This is a genomic window from Hyphomonas sp. (assembly GCF_037969335.1).
In the GTDB taxonomy this organism is placed as follows: Bacteria; Pseudomonadota; Alphaproteobacteria; order Caulobacterales; family Hyphomonadaceae; genus Hyphomonas.
Genome location: NZ_JBBKXE010000154.1, coordinates 17,123 through 39,245, shown reverse-complemented (window position 1 = coordinate 39,245; position 22,123 = coordinate 17,123). Strand labels below are relative to the sequence as shown.

Here is a 22,123-nt window from a genome sequence, read left to right as displayed (position 1 = left end):
CCCGCTTCTCTGAACATTGAGTATGCATTCAGGCCCGATGTACAGGCCGCGTGCGTCCCCGCCCCAATTCAATATATTGACAGTATTGCTGCCAATAAAATATGTCTAGCGAAAAGGGAGGCCCTGCCGTGGATGTTCTGAGAACGCCGGAAACCCGTTTCGCGCAATTGAAAGACTATGCGTTCGCCGCGCATTATCATGTCGTCAAAGCGCCGGACGGCACCGAATTGCGCATGCACTATGTCGATGAGGGGCCGCGCGATGGCGAGATCATCCTCTGCCTGCACGGCCAGCCCAGCTGGAGCTATCTGTACCGCAAGATGATCCCGATCCTCACAGGTGCGGGATACCGGGTCATCGCGCCGGACCTGGTCGGCTTTGGCAAGTCCGACAAGCCGACATCGATCGACGATTACACCTATGCTGGCCATGTCGACTGGATGAACCAGTTCCTTGCTGGTCTCGACCTGACTGGCCTGACCCTGATGTGCCAGGACTGGGGCGGATTGCTCGGCCTGCGCGCCGTCGGCGACCAGCCGGACCGGTTCAAGCGCCTCGTGATTGCAAATACCGGCCTGCCCAATACGACGACGCTGACAGACGATATCTCGAACATGATGGGGAAGATGTATCCGATGGTCCCTGTTCCGACCGCTGCGATGGTCCAGGAACAGTTTTCCGGCGGCACGCCCGGCGCCTTTCTCTACTGGATAAAGTATTGCGCCGAGGCGCCGGACTTTTCGGTGCGCGACGTCTTCGGACTCCTGTCCAATATTTCCGATGCTGCGGTTGCTGGACGGATATGAGGCGCCATTCCCGGATGAGAATTACGTGGCGGGCGCCCGGAAATTCCCGTCCTGCGTTCCGCTGCTGCCGGAACACAAGGCCGACCGGATTGCCGGTGACGCCGCGTGGGCCGTGCTGGAAGCGCGAAACTTTCCTGTGCTGACAGCCTTCAGCGATGGCGACCCGGTGACGAAAGGCGGCGAGCAGGCCTTTATCAAACGCCTTGGGAATGTGAAGAACGTCACGATCGAGGGCGCTGGCCACTTCCTGCAGGAAGACCAGCCAGACGCGCTCTCCAGGGAAATTATCGCTTTCATCCAGGAAACATGAGGACGCCGTGACCATGACTGCACCGCTGGAACTGATGGGCGCACCGGGCTCTCCGTATACCCGCAAGATGGTCGCGCTGCTGCGCTATCGCCGCATTCCCTACCAGGTGAGCTGGGCGGCGGGGCGGCCCCCGAAGCCGGGCTATCCCGTACCGAAAGTGCCTTTGTTGCCGACGTTCTACTATCCAGACGGCGAAGGCGGCATGACGGCCGTCACGGATTCGACGCCGATCATACGCCGGCTGGAATCCGAACATGCGGGGCGTTCGGTTATCCCGTCCGATCCTGTCCTGTCCTTCCTGAATGACCTGATCGAGGATTATGCCGACGAATGGCTGACCAAGGCGATGTTCCATTTTCGATGGGCCCATAAGGCCGATTATGACAATGCCGGACCGCTGCTGATCTATTGGTCCCAGAACACGCTGGATGCCGAGAGCGCGGACAAGGTGTCGGACGCGATTTCCAAACGGCAGTTCGACCGGCTCTATGTCGTCGGGTCGAATGATGTCACGGCGAAGACGATTGAATCCTCCTATTCCCGCCTGATCGGGATTTTGGATGAGCTATTGCAGAAGAGGGGTTTCGTGCTGGGCGGGCGCCCGTCTTCGGCAGATTTTGCGATCTTTGGCCAGCTGACCCAGCTTGCGATCGTCGAGCCAACATCTGCGGCGATTACCGTAGCCCGCTCGCCGCGCGTCAGGGCCTGGGTCGATCTCATGGAAGATCTGTCCGGTCTTGATCCGCAGGAAGGCGACTGGTTCGGCGCCGATGAGGCCCGCGAGGCACTGGCACCGCTCCTGGCGGAGATCGGCCGTGTCTATGCGCCTTTCCTGATCGCCAATGCCAAGGCCGTCATGGCGGGCGAGAAAAGTTTCGAGACCGAGATTGACGGCCGTGCCTGGACACAACCCAGCTTTCCCTATCAGGCCAAGTGCCTGAAATGGTTGCGCGAGGGATATGAAGCCCTGTCCGGAAATGAACGGGGCTCCGTCGACGCCCTTTTATCCGGAACGGGTTGCGAAACACTTTTTGACTAAGGCCGGGGAGCCTGCACCGATGTGGAAGAAACTCGCTATAGGACTGGTAGTCGTGCTGTTGGGCGCCGGTGTGATCGGCTTCCTGAATCGCAAGACGGTGATCCTCTATGTGGCGACCCATAGTGGCCGGACCGAGGTGGCGCCGAATGTGCCGATCGTGTGGGACAAGGGACCCGATGTGGCAGCGCTGCCGGCTGCTGACCGCCCGCCGAACATTGTCTTCATCCTGGTCGATGACCTTGGCATCAACGATCTCAGCACGTTCGGAGGCGGTGTTGCGGGCGGACGCGTGCCGACGCCGAATATCGACAGGCTGGCGGCCGATGGCGCGCTGTTCACGCAGGCCTATGCCGGCAATGGCACCTGCGCGCCGTCGCGTGCGATGCTGATGACGGGGCGTTATCCCACGCGGACCGGGTTTGCGTTCACGCCAACGCCGCCGGGCATGGGCAAGGTCGTATCGATGTTTGCCAATGACATGGATCGCGGGGCGCTTCCGCCTGTAGATTACAATCGCGACGCAGCGGAGAATGCCGTGCCGTTCGCGGAAATGGGGCTGCCGGGATCGGAAGTGACAATTGCCGAAGTGCTCAAGGAGCAAGACTATCACACGGTGCATATCGGCAAATGGCACCTGGGCCGCAGCGCCGAATCAAATCCGAACGCGCAGGGATTTGATGAAAGCCTGTTGATGGCCAGCGGCCTGTTCCTGCCTGAGAATGATCCGGATGTCGTGAATGCCAAGCTCGATTTCGACCCGATTGACACATTCCTCTGGGCGCGGATGCAGTTCGCTGCCGCATTCAATTCGGGCGACTGGTTTGCACCAGGTGGCTACCTGACGGATTATTGGACGGACGAAAGCCTGAAAGTGATCGAGGCGAACCGGAACCGGCCCTTCTTCCTGTACCTGGCCCATTGGGGCGTTCACACGCCGCTGCAGGCGACGAAGGAAGACTATGAGGCGGTGGGTGATATCGAACCGCATCGCTTGCGCGTCTATGCAGCAATGCTGCGGGCGCTGGACCGGAGCGTTGGCGAGATCACGGCGAAGCTGGAAGACGAGGGTCTTGCCGACAATACGATCATCGTGTTTTCCAGCGACAATGGCGGCGCGGGCTATATCGGCTTGCCGGAGATCAACCAGCCCTATCGCGGCTGGAAGATCACGCTGTTCGAGGGCGGTATCCGTGTGCCGATGTTTGTCAAATGGCCCGCGAAGATCACGCCGGGAACGCAGGTCGATACGCCGGTTGCGCATATTGACGTGATGCCGACACTCGCCTCGGCCGCAGGGGCGACGCTGCCTGACGGCGTCGTCATTGACGGGCGCGACATGCTGCCGGTCGCGACGGGGACGGGAGATATCTCTCACCCGAATGACGCCCTGTTCTGGCAGAGCGGGTACTATCATGTCGTGCGGGCCGGCGACTGGAAGCTGCAAGTGGATGGACGACAGGAGAAGAACTGGTTGTTCGATCTCGCCAATGATCCGACCGAGCAGGTGAACCTCGCCGAGACGCGAACGGACAAGTTGTCGGAATTGCAGGTATTGCTGGAGGCGCACCTGGCCGATTCGGTGGCGCCGCTTTACCCGTATACGATCGAGTCTCCGGTCGCGATCGACAAGACGGCCGCCGACGCGGTGGGGCCCGATGACGAATATGTCTGGTGGCCGAACTGAGCGGGTGCCGATGAAGGGTCACTCTGCCGCTGGCAGGTCCTTTGCGATCCGGAAGCCAATGTGGATTGACGAAAAGTCGCTATCCTGTGGCTGACGGGCAGCGGGCCTGTAACGGCGGCAGAAATTATCAGCGCAGAGATATGAGCCGCCTTTGACCGTGTGCGTGCCGGGACTGTAGGGCGTATCGGTCCATTCCCAGACATTGCCGATCATGTCGTAGAGACCGACGCGGCTGGCAGGAAAGCAGCCGACCGGGGCAGCGCCCTCAAAGCCGTCGGCCATGGTGTTTGCGACCGGAAAAATGCCCTGCCATGTATTGGAGACTGGCGCGCCAGCGGTATCGTAGGCCCCGGAGGTCGAGACGTCTGGCTCCGCGAGGCCCAGCGTGGCCGCGTATTCCCATTCGACTTCTGTCGGGAGCCTTCCGCCAGCCCATGCGGCATAGGCCGCCGCATCACGCTCCGAGACGTGGATGACGGGATATGCGCCCATGCCGGCGATGGACGAGCCGGGACCGGTCGGCGCTGTCCAGGTCGCACCGGGCACGAGGCGCCACGGATCAAGCTTCACGGTTCCTGCTTCCGGGAGGTCGAAGACGGCAGAGCCAGCGCCGGTGCCGCCAGACGCGGCGCTTCGCTCGGCGTCCGTGGTGTACCCGGTAGCCTGAACGAAGGCGGCGAACTGGTCGTTGGTGACCTCATGGGCCTGGAGGCTGAACGCGTCCACGTGAAGGGAGAGCCGGGGCGTTTCTTCCGGATAGTGCGGCTTGTCGCCTTTCATGAAGCTGCCGCCCGGAAGCGATACGAATCGTCCGATATCGGCTTGGGGCAGTCCGCAGGCTATCTCGGTCGGGCGCGGGGGAGCGGGTTTGCTGCACGCCGATCCCAACATCAGGAGCAGGACTGCGGTGTATCGGTTCATGTGGCGATCAATTGATCGACCATGAACTGCATCACTGCTTCAGCCTCTTGGGCAGACAGGCCCTGATCCTGCCGCAGGCGGCGCCAGGCCTGGAACCCGGTCACAACGTCCAGCGCCGCGACAAGCTGCTTGTCGGATGCGCGATCCGCCGGCAGCACGGCCTTCAGGCTCTCACGCTCGAGAATGAGGTTGCGGCGATATTCGTCCATCAAGAACCGCGACTGGAATCGCCTGAGATTGGCCGAAACCCGAACCGGGAAAATCCGCTCATAGACGTCGGCCCGGCGACGGACCATTTCGCCCAGCCGTTCTTTCCAGTCCGTGGCGGTATAGGGCGCCAGCACGATTGGCATGATCTCGGCCTGTATCTGCTCGGCCATTTCGCCGAACAGGCTGTCCATGTCTTCAAACAGGCGAAACACAGTGCGTTGGCCGACAGCGGCGCGTTCGGCGACCCGGGCGGCGCTGGGATTCATGTCGCCTTCGCGGATCAGCGCGAACAGGGCTTCGACGATTTGTGTCCGGCTGCGCTCGCTGCGTTGCCGCCGTCCGTCAGAGGGATCGTCATTGGCCGGCGGACCGGGAAAGGGCGTGATTTTCGATCCGGTCATTTGAACCCGTCATGGCGATTGATTGCGTCGCTGTCCGCCGGGAGGCTGAACACCATACCGTCTTCCGACACGGTGATCTTGCCGTCAAACGCCTTCTTCGCATCGCGCACGTAATAGTCGTTGAGCAAGTGCGAGGGCAGCGGCGGGATGGTGTGATAGAAAACGAGTTGCCGCGCGCCTGCTTCGGTCGCCGCCCGGGCCGCGTCGACAGGCGGTGCGTGGTAGGTGAGGATATCGTCGAGGATTTTCGCGAGATGATCCGCGCCCTTGGCGGCGGCGGCATCGTGCATGGCACCGACCATTTCGGGGTCCAGGGCTTCATGGAAGAGAATGTCCACGCCTTCGGAAACGGCAACCAAGTTCGGATCATAAATCGTGTCACCGCTGATCACGACCGAGCGACCCATGTAATCGACGCGATAGCCGAAGGCGGGTTCGACGGGTGCATGGCTGACCGAGAACGCCGTGATCTTGAGCCCGTTTTCATCAAGGACGACAGCGCGTGAACCGGGCCCGGCGGGCAGCGTGATGGTTTCACCGAGGCCGCCGCGTCCTGCCGGATTGGCAATGCCGGTGCCATGATGCGCGGTCCGGAATGTTCCGTCGATCCGGTAGGCCGCGTTGAAGCCGTTGACGACTTCATCGACACCGCGGGGACCAGAAACAGGGAGGGGTTCGCCACGTTGGCCGTTTACCCAGACCTGCATCAGCAATTCACCGAGGCCGTCCATGTGATCGGAATGCAAATGGGTCAGGTAGACGCGTTCGGTACGGCCAAGCGGGAAGCGCATGCGGGTCAGGTTGCGCGTTCCTCCGGAACCGGCATCGAAAACAAACACACGATCGCCCGCAATCACGCCGAGGCAGGGACCCGCGCGCAATGGGTCGGGCAGGGGTGTGCCGGCGCCGCACATGAAGACGTGCAGTCCATCCGGCAATTCGGCGCTGGCATCGCGGCCGACATTGGCGTCGACCGCCCTTTTGAATGCGACCTCGGCAATCTGGGTCTTGAGGAGCTGAAACCCGAGCATGGCTACAACGGCGAGACAGATGATGCCGACAAGGCTGCGTACGAACCATTTCATGATTGGTCTCCTTTTGCGCCCATGAGCATTGCGAGGAAGGGTGAGTCCTTGCCGCCATTCGGCGCGACAGTCTCGATGTTGAGCTGGCCTTTCAGCCCGGCGGCGCGGTGAACGGATATCTCTTGCCATTCGGGCGACATCGACATTCTCACCATGGCGGCGCGATCCGGATACATCGCGATCGCGACCTCGTCCCAAAGCTCCTCGACCTGCCCGAGGGCAAGAAAGGTCACGTCGCCCGCGAAGATGCCGCGTCCGCCGAATAGCGGCAAAACGTCGGTCACGGCACGTCCGTAGATCATGTAGGCGTCTCGTCCCGAGAGGTCTGTTTCGCGCCCGTCTACATACTCCGCCTTGTCCTTGAACTTCAGCAGGTTGACCATGAAGACAGGTCCGTCAGGGCCTTTCTCCAGCATGGCCTGCATGCGCGACGGGTCCGCCGGGAAGACTTCGTTGATGACCTGCATTGTGTTTCCCCTATTCCCTTTCGTCAGCTCTGCGGCTGTTTGAGTGCGTCCTCGATGAGCCAGAGCCGGTCCTGGCCCCAGATCGAAACGTCTCCGACCCGGAAACTGGGCACGCCCCAGATTCCGAGATCCATCATTTCGGCGCGGTTGGCTTCGGCCTCTGCGCGCCAATCATCATTGCCGATGATGTCGCGAGCGGCCTGCCAGTCGAGGCCCGCTGCCTCGACGATCTGTTTCATGCCCCGGTTGGAGCCGGCATCGACACCGCGTGACCAGACGCCTTCGAAAAAGGCCTGGCAGAACGCGAAGCCACGCCCCTGTTCGCGGGCCCAGGGCAGGAGCGAGTAGCCGCGCTCGACGGGGCGGCCGAGGGGATCGGCGATCCGTCCGAACGGGATGCGGAGGCGGCGCGCCTCGCGGGCGGTGTCGAACGCGATGTAGCGGCTCTTCATGCGCGGTACCGGCAGGCCGCGCATGACCATTGGCAGCACGAAGCGCAGCTTCAGGTCGGCGCCATAGGCATCGGCCAGTGCCTTTGCCCGCTGGGCGGCGATGTATGTGTAGGGACTGCGGAAGGAGAGATAGTAGTGCAATTCCTTGCCGGACGCCGCGGCTGACGCGCTGCGGGTCGACGGCACCAGCGGTGGGGCAAAGAGGGGCGTGTCGCCGGGGACCGTGCGGGCGCCAAGCTCGGTCAGGCGGGATTCCAGGTAATGGAGCCGGTCGATGCCCCAATACCATTCGCCGCCATAGTGGAACGTCGCGCCAAGGTAATGGCCGAGTTCCGCCCGGCGCGCGTCGCCAGCCGCTGTCAGGCTTGCCGGATTCGGGGTGGCGGATGGCGTCAGGCTGCCGGACCAGAAAGCGTTGCCGATCTGGGGCGCTTGCGCGGCGAATGTTCCGTCAGCGATGGCGGCGGCGAGCGCAGCCTCGGCGGCGTGTTGTTGATCTGCGCCGCTCTGTTTGCCGGGGTCCCGGAAAGAAAGGATGGCCTTCTTCGCAAGAATATCAGCGTCCCGCCGGGAATAGGTTTCGAGACGGCTCCGTTCGGGCGCCGCCCAGTCGGGTGGGGGTCCAACCAGATGGACCTTGAGATCGATGTCGAAGCGCTCGGTGAATGCAGACAGGACCTGCGCGGCAAGATGGGAATAGGGATCGTCGGCCTGATGAAAATACTCGACCACATGCGGCGCGCCGTCCGACACACGTTGCCGTTCGGCCTTTGCGCGCAGGGCAAGCAGACGCGGTTCGCCGGTCAGGCGTTCCGCTATTCGGGAAACGAGCGCTGTTTTCAGTGACACGTCTTTCTCGCGCCTTTCCTAGCCGATACAGGATAACTAATGGCATAATGTATGCCATAACATATCTGCGCGGGCAATGAATATCGGATTTGGGCGGCGGGCTTGCCGGGAACGGGTTGGAAAAGCATCCTGTTTCAGGCGCGTTGATCCGTTCATGCCGCATGGACATGGGCGAGGCTGTATGGTCAAAGGCGGCAACGTTAATTCCGGCGCTGCCGGCAGATGAGAAGCGTGACATGACCAAGGGTTTGGTGACGATATTCGGCGGTTCGGGCTTTATCGGGCGCTATGCGGCGCGCACGCTCGTGGAAAAGGGCTACCGGGTCCGGGTGGCCTGCCGGCACGTAAATACGGCGGCTGATGTGCGGCTGGCCGGGGCGCCTGGCTGGGTCGACATCATGCAGGCAAATATTCGCAACCGGGAATCGATCGAGCGCGCGCTGGATGGCGCTGTCGCGGTGGTCAACCTGGTCGGTATCCTGTTCGAGGGCGGCCAGCAGAGTTTCGAATCGACCCAGCGTGACGGCGCGGCGCTTCTGGCTGAGGTTGCGGCCGAAAAGGGCATCAAGACATTCGTTCAGGTGTCAGCTATCGGCGCGGATGTGGAATCCAAGTCAAACTATGGTCGCACGAAGGCTGAAGCAGAAGCGGCTATACGCGCGGCGCTGCCGACGGCGACGATCCTGCGTCCGTCCGTCGTCTTCGGACCAGAGGACGGTTTCCTCAACAAATTCGCCCAGATGACGCGATTCTCGCCGGCCCTGCCTGCCATCGGCGGCGGCAAGACGCGGGTGCAGCCCATCTATGCGGGCGATGTGGCAGACGCGATTGCCCAAGCGGTCGACCTTGAAGGCGCGGCGGGCAAGACTTACGAACTCGGCGGACCGCGCACCTACACGTTCAACGAGATTTACGATTTCATCCTGCGACAGGTGGACCGTCGGCGATTCAAGATTTCGCTTCCGTTCTTTCTGGCGCGCCCGCTCGGTTATATCGCCGGGGCGGTGTGGCGCTACATTCCGCCGTTCTCGTGGGGGATGCTGGGCAAGCCGCCGATTACAGGTGACCAGGTCCTCATGCTGAAGTCGGACAATGTTGTGGCTGACGATGCCCTGACGGCGCAGGACCTCGGTCTAACCAGTTTGGAGACCATCGAGTCGATTGCGCCGACTTATCTTTGGCGGTTCCGTCCGTATGGCGAGTTCAACAAGACGGCTGACGCCTGAGTGAGCGGCGCCTAACGCGGCGCACCTGAACCCAGTCCGAACGAAAATGCCCGCAAATTGCCTGATAGGCGCCGTTTTGCGCGCCTGATTGGTGTCCGAAATGGGCATCTCCGCAGGCGTTAGGGACGCACGATGCGAGAGGGCAGCACGCGGCAGGAGGCTCACACCCCTTGCGACGCGTGTTGCTTTGTTTGGCACAAGAAAAGCCGCCCTCCCGCATTACATGAAAGGGCGACCTGACTCCGTCATACAAGTGCAATCAGATCAGAGTGCCTTGTCAGTTTTCGTCAGCTTGGCGATTTCTGCGTTCACCGAAACCTGAAGCTTGCCGATCAGCGCAGCGGTTTGTGGCGTCAGATCCGTCTTAGCGACCTTGGCAAGTTCGTCGCGAATATATTCCTCGCCGCGCAGCACTTCCTCTATCGCCACTTCGGTGTCGTCATCGACAGCCGTGCGCAGAGCAGTGAAGGTGCGGTGGCCTGTGCCCAGTGCCTCGCCCATGGTTGCGGGTTGTCCGCCTAGCGCAATCACGCGGTCCTGAATCACTTCGCGCTCGCCATTGCGATAGTCGTGAAGCTCCAGCAGCATTTCCTTGAGCCCATTGTTCTCATCCGGAATGTCGGCGGCCTGCTTATACAGGGCTGCCGCGTCGATATAGATCGACGTCAGCTTGTTGAGCGCTGACACTTCCGTCTTCAGATAATCAGCCGTGGCCGTGCTTTGCGAGGCAGCAGCCGTTTCAGATTGGTTCAGGCCGGCATTGGCGCAGGCGCCAAGGGCCAAGGGAGCCGCGATGGCCGTGAGGGCGTAAATGTGAAGTCTCATAGATGTTTCCTTTCCAGAGTTGTTGGACACCGGACCAACTCGTCGGGGCAGGAAAGGTTGCGCTTTGGCGACGCGCAGGTGGCGGGGTCGTCTAAAGTAGTCCGATCATGGGCGTGGTCAGGATCAGTGCGATGCCGAGCACAAACCGGTACAACACAAAGGGCAGGAAACTCATGCGTTGCAGGATCGCCATGAGCGCGGCGATGGACGCGAGACCGGTGATGAAGGCGACAGCGGCGACGATCATCCCGTCCTGGAATGTCACAACCCCTTCTGTCGTTGCATCCATCAGGCCGAGCGCGCCGTAGAGACCAGCGGCGGCCAGGATGGGTGCGCCGATGAGCATCGAGAAGCGCGCAGCTTCGGAGCGCTCGTAGCCGAGTGCGCGTGCGGCGGTCATGGTGATCCCGGACCGGCTGGTGCCGGGGATGATTGCGGCGATGGCCTGTGTCGCACCAATCAGGAAAGCGTGCCCAAGCGTCATGTCGGCTTCCTTGCGCTCACGGCCCCCCCGGACGTCGGCCCACCAGAGCAGTGCGCCGAAGACGATGGTGGCGCCGGCAACAGTGTAAACACTTCGCAAGGCATCCTGCATGTCCTGCGGCAGGAAGCTTTCGTAAAGCGCCGCGACGACGAGTGCGATGGGTGTGGCGACGAGAATGCAAAGCGCCAGGCGTGCGCCGGGTGAGAGCGGTTTCTTCGTGACGGGTGCGGCCACCAGTTCAAATCCGCCCAGAACCGCGCTTATGACATCCTTGCGGAAATAGAGCAGCATGGCCGCCAGCGTGCCGAGATTGGACACCGCATTGATGAGCAATTCATCCCGCCCGACCAGCCCGAAATAGTCGGAGGCCAGCAGGACGTGGGCAGATGACGAAATGGGAAGCCATTCGGTAAAGCCCTGAAGTGTCGCGATTATGATGAGTTGGAGCAGGGACATGGTGACCTCTTCACGACTTGCAGCGGGATGGCGCGCTTGCGGGACGTTTTTCGTCTATCGCAGTTTGGTCAAACGAGCACCTATAGCGATTAGTATCAAAACGATCTTTAAAGTTCCGTGTTTTCCAAAATCAGAACGCGAATCTGTTCTATTTTTTGTTATTGAATACCATAATAATACTTATATGGAGCTTTGAGCTTGTCGCGTTGCTTTTGGTCAGTGTAGATTGAGTGTCAAATGAGTGGAGGTCTGAATGGCTGAGAAAATGCTGCAGTTTACGCATGTGCAACGAGCGATGCCGGCCAAGCGCGATCCGGATGCGCGCACGCACGACTTTGACGAAATCTATTCCGAGTTCAGCCTGAAAGCGGCCGGTGCGCAAGCGGCGCGCTGCTCGCAATGTGGCGTGCCTTTTTGCCAGCAGGGCTGCCCGCTCTCGAACAATATCCCCGACTGGCTGAAACTGGCTGCCGAAGGCCGGCTGGAAGAGGCCTGGCAGGTCTCTACTGCAACCAACAACATGCCGGAAATCTGCGGCCGTATCTGTCCGCAGGACCGGCTGTGCGAGGGCATCTGCACGATCGAGCAATCGGGCCACGGTACCGTGACGATCGGCTCAGTCGAGAAATTCATCACCGACACAGCCTGGGAAGAAGGTTGGGTGAAGCCGATCACACCACCGCGCGAGCGCGCCCAGTCTGCCGGCATTATCGGCGCGGGTCCTGGCGGCCTGGCTGCGGCCGAGCAGCTGCGACGTAAAGGCTACCAGGTGACCGTCTATGACGCTTATGATCGTGGCGGCGGATTGATGGTCTACGGCATTCCCGGGTTCAAACTGGAAAAGCCGATTGTTGCGCGGCGCATCAAGCATCTCGAAGACAGCGGTGTGACGTTCAAGTTCAATACGCGGATTGGTCCGGACATGTCGCTCCAAGACGTGCGCAAGGCGCATGACACGGTCCTCATCGCCACTGGCGTGTACCAGGCGAAGGACCTCAAATGCCCGGGCGTGGGGTCGACTGGCGTCCTCGCGGCGCTCGACTTCCTGACGGCATCCAACCGCAAGAGCTTTGGCGACGCGGTGCCCGCGTATGATGACGGCACGCTGAATGCCGAGGGCAAGCGCGTGGTCGTCATCGGCGGTGGCGACACGGCGATGGACTGTGTCCGAACGGCCGTGCGTCAGGGCGCCAAGTCCGTGACCTGCCTCTACCGCCGCGACCGTGCGAACATGCCGGGCAGCCAGCGCGAAGTGGCCAATGCCGAAGAAGAAAGCGTCGTGTTCGAATGGCTGGCCTCCCCGGAAGCCATCCTCGACACCAAGGCGGGCAAGGCCAAGGCGGTCCGCGCGGCGCGCATGAAACTCGGCGAGCCGGATGCGTCCGGTCGCCAGAGCCCGGTCAAGACCGGCGACACGGTGGACATCAAGGCCGACATGGTGATCAAGGCGCTCGGATTCGATCCGGAAGACCTGCCGGAACTGTTCGGCGAACCGGCGCTCACAGTGAACCGCTGGGGCGCGGTCCGTGTCGATTACGCGACGATGGAAACGAGCCTGTCAGGCGTCTATGCCGCTGGCGATATCGTACGTGGCGCGTCGCTGGTCGTCTGGGCGATCAAGGATGGCCGGGATGCAGCCGAGGCGATGCACCGGGCAATGAAATCGGCTGAAAAAGCCTCGAAAGTGGCGGCGGAGTAAGATCAGATGTCAGATTATGTGAAACAATACGAAGCCAACCGTCAGAAGCTTGTCGACGGTCATGCCTATGACCCGGCTGACGAGCATGATGCATGCGGCGTCGGCCTTGTCGCCGCGCTGGATGGCAAGCCGCGCCGTGAGATCGTCGAGATGGGCATCATGGCGCTCAAGAATGTCTGGCACCGTGGCGCGGTTGACGCCGATGGCAAGACGGGCGACGGCGCCGGTATCCGCGTGGCCGTGCCGCAGGACTTCTTCCGTGAGCACGTGACCCGGACGGGCCATACGCCGACCGACGACCCCATCTGCGTCGGACAGATATTCCTGCCACGTACCGACTTTGCAGCGCAGGAATCCGCCCGTACGATTGTCGAGACCGAAGTGCTGCATTTCGGCTTCTATATCTATGGCTGGCGCCAGCCGCCGGTGGACGTGTCGGTGATCGGCCAGAAAGCCAAGGACACGCGTCCGGCCATTGAGCAGATCATGTTCCGCGATGCGCAGGGACGCTCGCCGGAAGACCTTGAGCGGGCGCTTTATATCTGCCGTCGGCGCATCGAACGGCGTGCGCGCGAAATGGCGATTCCGGGCTTCTATGTCTGTTCGCTTAGCCACGCCTCGCTGATCTACAAGGGCATGTTCCTGGCCGAGGACATCGACAATTTCTATCTCGATCTCAAGGATCCGCGCTTCATCTCGAATTTCGCGATCTATCACCAGCGCTATTCGACCAACACGTTCCCGCAATGGTCGCTTGCCCAGCCATTCCGGATGATCGCGCACAATGGCGAGATCAACACGCTGCGCGGCAACAAGAACTGGATGAAGAGCCACGAGATCCGCATGGTCTCCGAGGCATTCGGCGAGCATGTCGATGACGTCAAGCCGGTGATCCCCGACGGATCGTCGGATTCCGGCGCGCTCGATTCCGTGTTCGAACTTCTCTGCAAGTCAGGTCGCCCGGCGCCGATGGCGAAGGCGATGCTGATTCCGGAAGCCTGGTCGAAGCGCGATTCGGTCATGCCGACAGCGCACCGCGCGCTGTATGATTATTGCAACTCGGTGATGGAGCCCTGGGACGGGCCGGCCGGGATTGCGGCCTATGACGGGCGCTGGGCCATCGCAGGCCTTGACCGCAACGGCCTTCGCCCGCTGCGCTATGCACTGACCACGGACGGCATTCTTGCGGTCGGTTCGGAAGCCGGCATGTGTCCGCTGGGTGATCACGAAGTGGCCAAGCGCGGCTCGATTCCCGCTGGCGGCATGATCGCGGCTGACCTCCAGACCGGCAAGTTCTACGAGCACCGTGAACTGGTCGATTTCCTGGCGGCCCAGAATCCATATGAAGAATGGCTTTCGAGCGTTACTGAACTCGAGCCTGAGATCGGCCCCGGACCTGAGCCACAACTGTTCAGCAAGGAAGAGCTCCTGCGGCGGAAGACGGCGGCCGGCTATTCGCTGGAAACGCTGGAACTGATTCTCGCGCCGATGGCGGAGATGGCCAAGGAGGCCCTCGGGTCCATGGGTGACGATACGGCGCCCGCTGTCCTGTCCTATTCCTATCGGCCGATGAGCCATTTCTTCCGCCAGAATTTCAGCCAGGTGACCAATCCGCCTGTCGACCCCTTGCGCGAAGCGCGTGTGATGAGTCTCAAGACGCGGTTCAAGAACCTCGGCAACGTGCTCGACACGGACAAGTCGCAACAAGAAGTCTTCGTGCTTGAAAGCCCGATCCTGACCACGGGCATGTACGAACGCCTGATCACGCGGCTTGGCGTCGGCATGACCGAGATCGATTGTACGTTCAACGAGGCGGATGCGACGTCGGATGGCGGCGCGCTGAAGGATGCGCTGAGCCGCATTCGTCGCGAGGCTGAAGAAGCCGTACGTGAGGGGCGTGAGCATATCGTGCTGACGGACCAGTACCAGTCGACGAGCAAGATTGCGATCCCGATGATCCTTGCGACAGGCGCGGTGCACTCGCATCTCGTGGCCCAGGGCTTGCGGACGTTCTGCTCGATAACTGTCCGGTCGGCTGAATGCCTGGATACGCACTATTTTGCGGTTCTGGTCGGCGTCGGCGCGACCTGCGTCAACGCCTATCTTGCGCAGGACGTGATCGCGGATCGTCATGCGCGCGGCCTGTTCGGCGACATGTCGCTGAATCAATGCGTCAAGAACTACAAGGACGCGGTCGAAGCCGGGCTGCTCAAGATCATCTCGAAGATGGGAATCTCGGTGATTTCCTCTTATCGCGGCGGCTATAATTTCGAAGCCCTCGGGCTTTCCCGTGCGCTCGTGGCCGACTATTTCCCCGGGATGAGCAGCCGTATCTCCGGGCTTGGCCTTGCCGGTCTCGAGGAGAATGCGCTGGTACGCCATGAGTTGGCGTTCGACGAAGATGTTGTTTCGCTCCCGGTCGGCGGCTTCTATCGCCTGCGGGCCGGCGAAGAGCCGCATGCGCTGGACGGCAACCTGATCCACACCCTCCAGGCGGCCTGTAATCGCGGCGACTATGCGATCTTCCGCAAATATGTCGAAGCCGTGCATGCGCGTGACCCGATCCAGTTGCGCGACCTGCTGGATTTCAAACCGGCCGGAGAGGCGGTGCCTCTGTCGCAGGTCCAGTCGATCAACGAGATCCGCAAGCGTTTCGTGACGCCGGGCATGTCGCTGGGCGCGCTCAGCCCCGAAGCGCATGGCACGCTGAACGTCGCCATGAACCGGATCGGCGCGAAGTCGGTGTCCGGCGAAGGCGGCGAGGAAAAGGCGCGTTACCGGACGCTGCCGAATGGCGACAAAATGAACTCTGCGGTCAAGCAGATCGCCTCAGGCCGTTTTGGCGTGACGGCGGAATACCTCAACCAGTGCCGCGAGATCGAAATCAAGATCGCCCAGGGCGCCAAGCCTGGTGAAGGCGGCCAGTTGCCGGGTTTCAAGGTGACCGAATTCATCGCCAAGCTGCGCCACGCGACGCCGGGCGTGATGCTGATCTCGCCGCCGCCGCACCATGACATCTATTCGATCGAAGACCTCGCCCAGCTGATCTACGACCTCAAGCAGATCAACCCGGAATGCCGGGTCTGCGTGAAGCTCGTCGCCCAATCGGGCGTCGGCACGGTTGCGGCCGGCGTGGCGAAGGCGAAGGCTGACATCATCCTGATCGCCGGCGGTGTCGGCGGCACCGGCGCGAGCCCGCAGACCTCGATCAAATATGCCGGCCTGCCCTGGGAGCTTGGCCTGGCCGAGGCCCACCAGATCCTGTCGCTGAACAATCTGCGCGGCAAGGTGACCCTTCGTACCGATGGCGGCCTGCGGACCGGACGCGATATCGTTATCGCAGCCATGCTGGGTGCCGAGGAATACGGCATTGGCACTGCGAGCCTGATTGCCATGGGCTGTATCATGGTGCGTCAGTGCCATTCGAATACGTGCCCGGTCGGCATTTGCGTCCAGGACGAGGCTCTTCGGGCCCACTTCACAGGCACGCCTGAGAAAGTGGTCAACCTGATGAGCTTCATCGCGGAAGACGTGCGGGAAGTATTGGCGTCGCTCGGCCTGACATCTCTGGATGAAGCGATTGGCCGGACGGACCTGCTGGTTCAGGTCAGCCGCGGTGCATCGCATCTCGACGACCTCGATCTCAACCCGCTGCTCGTTCAGGTCGATACGGATCATCCGGTCGTCTACCAGCCGACGCGCCGGGAAGAAGTGCCGGACTCGCTCGACGTACAGATCCTGCGTGACGCGGAACCGTTCTTCGAGCGCGGCGAGAAGATGCAGCTGGAATACAATGTCCAGAACACGATGAGGGCCATCGGCGCGCGGTCGAGTTCGGCGATCACAAGGAAGTTCGGGATGAGTGCCTTGCCAGAAGGCCGCCTTCATATCCGGATGGAGGGGTCGGCTGGCCAATCGCTGGGCGCCTTCAGCGTGCAGGGCCTGCTGCTCGAAGTGGTTGGCGATGCCAACGATTATGTCGGCAAGGGCCTGTCGGGCGCGACGATCGTTGTTGCGCCGAAACCGCGTGAACGCCGCTCGTCGATCGGTGATGCGATCGTTGGCAATACCTGCCTTTATGGGGCGACGGCGGGCAAGCTGTTCGCGTCAGGGACGGCAGGCGTGCGGTTTGCCGTGCGCAATTCAGGCGCCAAGACGGTGGTCGAAGGCTGCGGGGCCAATGGCTGCGAATACATGACCGGTGGCCGGGCAGTGATCCTTGGTCCGGTCGGCGACAATTTCGGTGCCGGCATGACGGGCGGCGTTGCTTTTGTCTGGGATCCGGAAAGCCGGTTCGAACGGGTTGCCAACCCTGATGGTATCGACTGGTATCCGCTGGCCGACATGCCAACCGAACATATCGAGCAATGCCGGGCGCTGGTCCAGGAACACGCGGACCGGACGGGCTCGATCCGGGCCATCGACCTTCTGGCCGAATGGGATGTCGCACTCAGCCAGATCCTGATGATTGTTCCGAAAGAAATCGCCCACCTTCTCCTGCCAAAGGACAAGCCCAAGGCGAAGAAGAAGGTGGCCGAAAAGGCCTGACCGTGACCGGGCCTCGTCCTTCGCAGGATGAGGCCCGTCGGACGGGCTCAGGTCTTGTTGCGGCGGATGCGTGGCCAGATCAGTTTCAGCCACAACCACAGGAACACGCCGATCAGGATGAGCCATGGCAGGCCGACGGCAAACGCGGTGATAACCGCAGCGAGCGCGCTCGACAGGTTGTAGAAGAAGCCGCCAAAGGCGTCGCCGAGCGGGCTCAGCGCGCCGCGCGAGACCGGATTGCGCTTGGTCTCGTAGCTGACGGCCAACTGGCTCATGTTCACGCGCTGCATCAGCGCCTTCATACTGGATTTCAGCGAATCGATATCGCCGTTGACGCGCGCCAGCTCCCGTTCGGTTTCGAGCAGGTCACCAAGGTCGCCGGGGCGATTCTCCAACAGGTCTTCGATCCGCTTTTGCAGGGCTTGCTGCGCATTCAGCCGGGCATCGGTATCAATGATGGTCACGGTCAGGTCTTCCGCCGTGGTCTGGCGGCTGGTGACGTCACCCTTGGCAGCTTCAGCCTCGGCCTCGACGCCGTTCATGAAGGTTTCGATCCAGTCCGGCGTGGCCCGGATATTCAGTGAGCCCGACGCTTCATCTTCCGACCAGGCGTTGAGATAGGAATTGGTGACAATACACTTGGCGGGGCCGGCAGCATTGCAATTGGCAATATGACCCTGCATCACGGGCTCGATTGCGGCGACCGGCAGGCGCAGGCCGAGCGAATGCGAATAGGCAATGTACTGTTGAACGTCCGCTTCGGCTGGCGCGCCGCCGACATTGCTCTCTTCATTGTAGGCGTCCTGGCTCATCATTGCGGCAGGTGCCGGCGGTGCCATCGATGGCGCCATTTCGCTTTTGTCGTATCCGCCAGTGCCGCCACAGGCGGCCAGAATCATGGCCGCTGTCGCTAGCAGGATTGATTGAGTCTTCATTATCTTGGTCCCTCCACCGATAACAGAGAGCCATCATGAAACCTGAATAAAGGCAATATCAGGCTGGAAATGTGGAGGGCTTGAGGAGGGTTAACGCGTGCGGCGCCTGAGGGGGCGCTTGGGGTGAGGTATGGGTGTGCTGGGGGTGAGGTATGGGTCAGGTGTCGGGGATCACTCCCAGCTCCCGCTCTTCCCGGCGAAAGCCGGGACCCAGTGCCTCAAGTCCGGCCCGTATGGCCCTGGGCCCCGGCTTTCGCCCGAGAGGGGAAAGCGGGTCTTCACCTGAGAGGACCCGCCCTAGCCTGTTCGAGACAGGTGCCCGGAAAATGCCTGAACGATGCCCGGAGAGATCGTCCGACAGCTGCAACACCACGATGCGGCCATTCCACATCACGCCCCAGAGCATCTGACTGCCGGGGCCGCCTGCCGCGCGGAACCATTTCTTGAGACGCTGGATACGCCAGAAGATCAGCGGCCAGATCGGCAGAAGGTACCAGGGCAGGCCCGGCATGGGGGTGAGGAGGGAGAACATTGCGGCGCATTATACGCCAGGTGCGGGAGGGGGTGGATAAGCTGTCTTCCATCTGGCGTTGTATCGCCGTCATCCTCTCTCTTAGGTGAGGCAAGACGCGCAGATACGAAGCCATGCATTTATGCTAGCGGGGTAGTTCAACTCTGGCAGTCGGGCATGGCATGAAACCGAAGATCCTCACAACACTCCAAACTTATTCCTGGTCTTTGTTCCGCGCTGACCTGATGGCGGGCATTACTGTTGCGATGGTGGCATTGCCGCTCAGCCTCGCGATTGCCATTGCGTCTGGCGCCGATCCGGCCAAAGGAATTGTCACTGCAATTGTTGGCGGGATCCTGATCTCGTTGATCGGCGGTAGCCGCGTCCAGATCGGTGGGCCGACAGGCGCCTTCATCGTTGTCGTTTTCAGCGTCATCGCCGAACACGGCTATGACGGACTGGTGATTGCCACATTCATGGCCGGCATTATTCTCATCACCGCGGGTTTGCTGAAGGTTGGCAACCTGATCAGCTTCGTACCGGAGGCCGTCGTGAACGGCTTCACGATCGGCATTGCGGTGATCATTGCGACGAGCCAAGTGAAGGACCTGCTGGGCCTTTCCATGACCGCCCTTCCGGCAGATTTCCTCGAGAAACTGCCTGCCCTGTGGGAGGCGCGGAGCACGCTGAGCCTGGCCGCACTGGCCTTCGGTGGCGCCACGATGATCCTGATTGTCGGCCTGCGGCGCGCTGCGCCCCGGGCGCCTGGCCTGATCCTCGCTGTGGCTGCGACGTCAGCGGTCGTCGCTTTCATGGCTTTGCCGGTGAATACGATTGAATCGCAGTTCGGCGCCCTGCCAAGTCACTTGCCCATGCCATCATTCCCGTCCCTGTCGATGGACCGCATTCTGGAATTGCTGCCGTCAGCCTTCGTGATTGCCTTCCTCGCCGGTGTCGAATCGCTCCTGTCGGCCATGGTGGCCGACAAGATGACCGGTGGCCATCATCGGCCAAATGCGGAAGTCATTGCACAAGGCGTCGCGAATGTGGGCTCGTCGCTGTTTGGCGGACTGCCTGCTACGGGCGCCATTGCGCGGACGGCAACCAATGTGCGCGCGGGCGGAAAGACGCCGGTCGCCGGCATCATCCACGCACTGACGATCCTGATCGCGATGCTGGTGGCAGCGCCGCTGGCGGGCTACCTGGCGATGCCGGCGCTGGCCGGGTTGCTGATCCTCACCGCCTGGAACATGAGCGAACCGCACAAGTGGAAGGGTTACCTGTCGGCGCCCCGGGCTGACCAATTTCTCTTGCTGCTCACGCTGGTCCTGACCGTAGTTGCCGACCTGACCATTGCGATTGGTGTCGGCGTGTCCGTCGGACTGGCCATCCGCCTGCAGCGCCGGAACGTGCCCTCGGCCGATTGGGAAACACCGGAACGCTAAGGCCGGTAGCCGTGCCTGAACTCGCCGGTCTCGACGATGCGCGACGCGTGCTGGACGAAGTCGACGAGGAGGGGCCGCGTGTCGCGCGGGTCAATGATTTCCTCGGCGAGGAAGCTTTCGGCCGTGCGGAAGGGTGAGCGGATCGCTTCGAACTTCTTGTAGAGCGCGGCTTTCAGTTCTTCGGGGTCTTCTGCTTCGGCGAGTTCCTTGCGGAAGGCGGCCTCGATGCCGCCCGCCATGGGCAGGCTGCCCCAGTCGCCACTGGGCCAGCAATAGCGCCACTTGGTCTTCGACTGGTTCATCATGGTCGAGCCGGCAAGGCCGTACGCCTTGCGGATGACGACCGAGCAGACCGGAACATTGGCCTGGTAGATCGCGGTCATGGCGCGCACACCCGCGCGTGTGACACCAGCGGTTTCCGCCTTCACGCCGACGGCAAAGCCGGGGCAGTCGACGAAGTGCACGACGGGCAGGTGGAACATGGAGCAGAGATCCATATGCCGTGTGACCTTGTCACAGACATCTGCGGTCCAGGCGCCATCGAGGAAGAAAGGGTCGCCGGCCAGTATGCCGACAGGGTGGCCGTCAATCCGGGCGAAACCGCAGACCATGCCCCGGCCCCAGTCATGCCCGATCTCGAAGAAGCTGTGCCGGTCAACGGTCGCCTCGACGATCTTGCGGGGCTTGTAAGGCGTCTTGCCGTCGGTCGGAACGATCGACAGGAGGAACTCCTCCTTGCGCTTCGGGTCGTCCGTCGGCGGCGTGCGTTCCGGCAATTCATGAACCGATGGCGGAAGGTAGGACAGGAATTGCCGCGCCGCTTCAAAAGCGTCGGCCTCGGTATCGACCACATTGTCGACCGTGCCGTTCTGTCCCTGGATTTTCCAGCCGCCGAGTTCTTCCTTGGTGACATTCTCGCCAAGCGCGATGGCCACAGGCGGACCGGCGACGAAGACCTGGCTGAGTTCCTTGACCATGACCGAGAAATGGCTCGCGGCAACCCGGCCTGCACCCATGCCGGCGCAGGGGCCGAGGGCGAGTGAGACGAAGGGCACCTGTGTCATGCCATGCACGATCTCGTTCCAGCCGGGCGTTTCGGGAATGTAGGTGCGCGGATCCTTTTCGAGGCTCTTGACCGAGCCGCCGCCGCCCGTGCCGTCGATCATCTGGACCAGCGGCATCCGGTATTCGGTCGCCATCTTGATCGACTGGACCATTTTCTGCCAGATCGCCGCGTCCGACGCGCCGCCCCGCACGGTGAAATCGTCTGCCAGGATGACGGTGGGCTTGCCGTTCAACGTGGCGCGGCCGGTGACGGATGTGGACGGTGTGAAGGATTCAAGTTCGTCATCGGCGCCATAAGTGGCCTTGCCGGCAATCTTGCCGATTTCGTGGAAGCTGCCGGGGTCAACCAGGAAGGCGACACGTTCGCGGACAGTCAACTTGCCGCGCCCACGCTGGCGCGAGACCGGCTCTTCGCCGCCCATTTTTTCGGACAGGCGCTCGCGCCGACGCAATTCCTCGATCGATTTTTTCCAGCTCATGCGTCCATCAATCGGCGGTCGAGGCCCCTTCGGTCAAGGGCTTCGTAGGGGGGTGGCGTGAGGTGCCGTTGGGGCAAGTGCAACTGAATCCCTGCGCCGATGAAACAGTCATTGGCAGGTGGTTGGAGCGATAATCGCCCTGAGCGGTGGCGCTGAACAATTCCGCCCCGCTTCAATCTTTCCTTGCATTTCCCCGTGTCCCTCTGCTTTATCCTATTCAGACCCA

The 22,123-nt window shown here is 61.7% G+C and carries 18 protein-coding genes; 8 read left to right on the top strand and 10 right to left on the bottom strand.

Features of this window, described 5'->3' with window-relative positions; all coding sequences use genetic code 11:
* Positions 1-128 precede the first annotated feature (128 nt).
* Genes AADA04_RS11805 through AADA04_RS11790 form a run of 4 tightly spaced genes read left to right on the top strand, consistent with a single transcriptional unit; the run spans position 129 to position 3,839 of the window.
* Positions 129-806: a haloalkane dehalogenase gene (locus AADA04_RS11805; RefSeq protein WP_340693471.1), complete on the top strand. Its 678-nt coding sequence runs from the start codon at positions 129-131 to the stop codon at positions 804-806.
* Entirely contained in the window at positions 781-1,116 is a 336-nt protein-coding gene (locus AADA04_RS11800) for a hypothetical protein (RefSeq protein ID WP_340693470.1), read from the top strand. The genes AADA04_RS11805 and AADA04_RS11800 overlap by 26 nt, the downstream gene beginning before the upstream one ends.
* Positions 1,117-1,129: 13 nt before the next feature.
* Positions 1,130-2,155, top strand: a complete 1,026-nt coding sequence (locus AADA04_RS11795; RefSeq protein WP_340693469.1) for a glutathione S-transferase — start codon at positions 1,130-1,132, stop codon at positions 2,153-2,155.
* A 19-nt stretch (positions 2,156-2,174) separates the two neighbouring features.
* On the top strand, positions 2,175-3,839 hold the full coding sequence (locus AADA04_RS11790; protein ID WP_340693468.1) for a sulfatase: 1,665 nt from the start codon (positions 2,175-2,177) through the stop codon (positions 3,837-3,839).
* An 18-nt stretch (positions 3,840-3,857) separates the two neighbouring features.
* On the opposite strand, the gene AADA04_RS11785 is transcribed toward AADA04_RS11790, so the two are convergent.
* The 5 genes from AADA04_RS11785 to AADA04_RS11765 are packed head-to-tail and all read right to left on the bottom strand — an operon-like array spanning position 3,858 to position 8,224.
* Positions 3,858-4,760, bottom strand: a complete 903-nt coding sequence (locus AADA04_RS11785; protein WP_340693467.1) for an SUMF1/EgtB/PvdO family nonheme iron enzyme — start codon at positions 4,758-4,760, stop codon at positions 3,858-3,860.
* Complete coding sequence (locus tag AADA04_RS11780) at positions 4,757-5,371, bottom strand: TetR/AcrR family transcriptional regulator (protein WP_340693466.1); 615 nt, start codon at positions 5,369-5,371, stop codon at positions 4,757-4,759. Before AADA04_RS11780 ends, AADA04_RS11785 begins: the two co-directional genes overlap by 4 nt.
* Positions 5,368-6,456, bottom strand: a complete 1,089-nt coding sequence (locus AADA04_RS11775) for an MBL fold metallo-hydrolase (protein WP_340693465.1) — start codon at positions 6,454-6,456, stop codon at positions 5,368-5,370. Before AADA04_RS11775 ends, AADA04_RS11780 begins: the two co-directional genes overlap by 4 nt.
* Positions 6,453-6,923 (bottom strand): DUF1330 domain-containing protein, encoded by a 471-nt coding sequence (locus tag AADA04_RS11770; protein WP_340693464.1) that lies wholly within the window; start codon positions 6,921-6,923, stop codon positions 6,453-6,455. Before AADA04_RS11770 ends, AADA04_RS11775 begins: the two co-directional genes overlap by 4 nt.
* A gap of 23 nt (positions 6,924-6,946) precedes the next feature.
* Positions 6,947-8,224, bottom strand: a complete 1,278-nt coding sequence (locus tag AADA04_RS11765; RefSeq protein ID WP_340693463.1) for a DsbA family protein — start codon at positions 8,222-8,224, stop codon at positions 6,947-6,949.
* 236 nt (positions 8,225-8,460) lie between these two features.
* Between AADA04_RS11765 and AADA04_RS11760 the strand changes: the two genes are divergently transcribed.
* Positions 8,461-9,450: a complex I NDUFA9 subunit family protein gene (locus AADA04_RS11760; protein WP_340693462.1), complete on the top strand. Its 990-nt coding sequence runs from the start codon at positions 8,461-8,463 to the stop codon at positions 9,448-9,450.
* Between the two features lie 264 nt (positions 9,451-9,714).
* Here the strand turns inward: AADA04_RS11760 and AADA04_RS11755 are convergent, their stop codons facing one another.
* Together AADA04_RS11755 and AADA04_RS11750 are read right to left on the bottom strand one after the other, a co-directional pair.
* The gene (locus tag AADA04_RS11755; protein ID WP_340693461.1) at positions 9,715-10,275 is read right to left on the bottom strand and encodes a DUF2383 domain-containing protein; all 561 of its coding nucleotides are present in this window, start codon (positions 10,273-10,275) and stop codon (positions 9,715-9,717) included.
* A gap of 91 nt (positions 10,276-10,366) precedes the next feature.
* Positions 10,367-11,215 carry an undecaprenyl-diphosphate phosphatase gene (locus AADA04_RS11750; protein ID WP_340693460.1) on the bottom strand — a complete coding sequence of 283 codons (849 nt, stop codon included), beginning with the start codon at positions 11,213-11,215 and terminating at the stop codon, positions 10,367-10,369.
* A 253-nt stretch (positions 11,216-11,468) separates the two neighbouring features.
* Here AADA04_RS11750 and AADA04_RS11745 point away from each other — a divergent pair, with 253 nt between their 5' ends.
* Together AADA04_RS11745 and gltB are read left to right on the top strand one after the other, a co-directional pair.
* A complete protein-coding gene (locus AADA04_RS11745; protein WP_340693459.1) occupies positions 11,469-12,914 on the top strand; it encodes an NAD(P)-dependent oxidoreductase in 1,446 nt (481 codons plus the stop codon).
* Between the two features lie 6 nt (positions 12,915-12,920).
* Entirely contained in the window at positions 12,921-17,462 is a 4,542-nt protein-coding gene (gene gltB, locus AADA04_RS11740; RefSeq protein ID WP_340693458.1) for a glutamate synthase large subunit, read from the top strand.
* A gap of 47 nt (positions 17,463-17,509) precedes the next feature.
* Here the strand turns inward: gltB and AADA04_RS11735 are convergent, their stop codons facing one another.
* Together AADA04_RS11735 and AADA04_RS11730 are read right to left on the bottom strand one after the other, a co-directional pair.
* A complete protein-coding gene (locus tag AADA04_RS11735) occupies positions 17,510-18,397 on the bottom strand; it encodes a DUF4349 domain-containing protein (RefSeq protein ID WP_340693457.1) in 888 nt (295 codons plus the stop codon).
* 157 nt (positions 18,398-18,554) lie between these two features.
* Positions 18,555-18,929 carry a hypothetical protein gene (locus AADA04_RS11730; RefSeq protein WP_340693456.1) on the bottom strand — a complete coding sequence of 125 codons (375 nt, stop codon included), beginning with the start codon at positions 18,927-18,929 and terminating at the stop codon, positions 18,555-18,557.
* Positions 18,930-19,090: 161 nt separating this feature from the next.
* On the opposite strand from AADA04_RS11730, the gene AADA04_RS11725 reads away from it, so the two are divergent.
* On the top strand, positions 19,091-20,353 hold the full coding sequence (locus AADA04_RS11725) for a SulP family inorganic anion transporter (protein WP_340693455.1): 1,263 nt from the start codon (positions 19,091-19,093) through the stop codon (positions 20,351-20,353).
* Here AADA04_RS11725 and AADA04_RS11720 read toward each other — a convergent pair.
* A complete protein-coding gene (locus AADA04_RS11720) occupies positions 20,350-21,897 on the bottom strand; it encodes a carboxyl transferase domain-containing protein (protein WP_340693454.1) in 1,548 nt (515 codons plus the stop codon). The two genes, AADA04_RS11725 and AADA04_RS11720, sit on opposite strands and share 4 nt — an antisense overlap.
* Positions 21,898-22,123: the final 226 nt, after the last annotated feature.